This window comes from Nocardia sp. NPDC049737 (assembly GCF_040674755.1).
In the GTDB taxonomy this organism is placed as follows: domain Bacteria; phylum Actinomycetota; class Actinomycetes; order Mycobacteriales; family Mycobacteriaceae; genus Nocardia.
The window spans coordinates 1-1,174 of the sequence record NZ_JBFANH010000100.1; the positions used below are offsets into that span (position 1 = coordinate 1).

The window sequence follows — 1,174 nt, forward strand, 5'->3', positions numbered from 1 at the left end:
CACGACAGTTGTATTTCGTTGTGCTGCAAGATAGTTGATCCTGCTGTAGTTTGTCGCGCGTGCTTGATGATGTTGTGGCCGAGGATGTTTCGGCTTGGCGAGCGGGTTTCGATGAGGTGTTCGCTCGGGTAGCGGGGGTGTTCTATCGGGCAGAGCCGCGGCGGTGGGCGCGGGCGTATGTGACGGGGTTGCTGGCGCCGGTGGAGCGCAAGAATTCCTGGCAGCTGGCCGACGCCGCCGGCGTGGTGGAGCCGGACGGTTTGCAGCATTTCCTGAACAGGTCCCGCTGGAGTGCTGATGAGCTACGTGATCGTGTGCGCTCCTATGTGGCCGAGTCGTTGGCCTGCCCCGATGGTGTCCTGGTGCCGGATGAGACCGGGTTCGTCAAGAAGGGCACGAAGTCGGCCGGGGTTCAACGCCAGTATTCCGGCACCGCGGGGCGGGTCGAGAACAGTCAGCTGGGGGTGTTTTTGGCCTACTCCGGCCGCACGGGGCGTGCGTTGATCGACCGGGAGCTGTATCTACCCGAATCATGGATCAGCGACCAAGACCGCTGTAGCGAAGCGGGAATACCCGAAAAGCGTTGCAGTGAAGGCGTCTTGACCAAGCCGCGACTGGCCGAAGCCATGATCGAGCGAGCTCTGCGGGCCGGGGTGGTCGCGGGGTGGGTGGCCGCTGACTCCGCCTACGGCCGTGACGGGAAGTTCCGGGCATTCCTGCAGGCTCGTCGGATGTCCTATGTCCTCGAGGTGCCAGTCAAACAAACCGTCACCGATATCGACGGGCGTCGTCGGGTCGACACTCTCATCGGCCGCGCTCCCGCCCAGGCATGGCACCGGGTTTCGTGCGGACCCGGGGTTCGAGGCCAGCGCGTCTACGACTTCGCATGGGCCACGCTGCCCGGCTTCGGTGACCTCCCGGCCGGGTTCGTGCGCACCCTACTCGCCCGCCGATCGGTCGAAGACCCCACCGATATTGCCTACTACCTGTGCTTTCACCCCGACACCGTGACCCGCGAGCAGATCGTCGCCGTCGCCGGAGCCAGGTGGGCGATCGAGGAATGCTTCCAAGCCGCCAAAGACCAATGCGGCCTCGACCACTACCAGGTACGCCGATGGGACCCCTGGTACCGCCACATCACCCTGGCCATGCTCGCCCACGCCTTCCTCGCCGT

At 64.7% G+C, this 1,174-nt stretch carries 1 protein-coding gene; it reads left to right on the forward strand.

Annotated elements, in window-relative coordinates; translation table 11 throughout:
* Positions 1-74: 74 nt before the first annotated feature.
* Positions 75-1,174, forward strand: a 1,100-nt coding sequence (locus tag AB0J47_RS42240; RefSeq protein ID WP_364360352.1) for an IS701 family transposase, incomplete at its 3' end; no start/stop codon positions are given.